This window comes from Mycobacterium sp. E136 (assembly GCF_001666865.1).
GTDB lineage: Bacteria > Actinomycetota > Actinomycetes > Mycobacteriales > Mycobacteriaceae > Mycobacterium.
The window spans coordinates 1-779 of record NZ_LZJE01000343.1 but is presented as its reverse complement, the minus strand read 5'-3'; the positions used below and the strand labels follow the sequence as shown (position 1 = coordinate 779).

1 protein-coding gene is annotated in these 779 nt (G+C 65.0%); it reads right to left on the bottom strand.

Annotated elements, in window-relative coordinates; genetic code table 11:
• Positions 1-779: glycosyltransferase family protein (locus A5698_RS22985; protein WP_502688980.1), on the bottom strand; the 779-nt coding region annotated here is incomplete at both ends.

The following is a 779-nucleotide window of genomic DNA, read 5'->3' as shown; positions in this document are numbered from 1 at the left end:
ATCAGCGCCCGCTCACCCAGCTCCACGCACGCATCCGTGATCATGGCGAACACGCTGTCAGCAGACTCGACCAAGTCGACGGGGATGCTGCCGAAGCCGAAATAGATGGGTGGTTTTCCCGCGGCGATCCATGATGCAATCTCCTCGTCGGCGTCGGTCGGCAACTGCATCGTCAGTGTGCCGACAAACGGCCGCCTTTCGCCCCACTCGGCCGCCAATCCGGGAAACCAAACCTCGTCGTACGCCTGAATCTCCAGCGACCCGGCGATCCTGCGTGGGGCAGGCGCCGTCGCCCTGGGCAGACCGAGCTCACCGCGTTGCTTGTCTTCGGCCTTTTTGTACAGCACCCTCCACTGGACCCACTCCCCGAACTTCGTCACCGCGCGCTCGAACACCCGCCCGTTGGCTCGCATAGGGACGAATTGCATCACCGCCAGCGGGATACCGCGGTACTCCGCGACGTTGGCCGCGACATCTTCCCCGAGAGGGCCGGTGAGCAGCAGGTCGACGCCCTTCGCAAGAGACGTCAGCGTTCTGCTCAGCTCTTCCCACGCTCGAGCCTTGGGTTCCCATGCCTCGCGCGACAGTCTGCTCACTTCGCGGATGCGCCAAGGCGTGCGAAAACACGTTCTGTAGAAGGCCCAATGCGCTTCGAGCATCTCCTGCGGGTCCGGACCGAGCGCCGTCGCGCCGAGCCCTGCCGACTCGACGAAGCCCACCAGGTTAGGGGGGACGGCCATGTGCACTTCGTGCCCGCGGTGCAGCAGTTCACGGCCAAC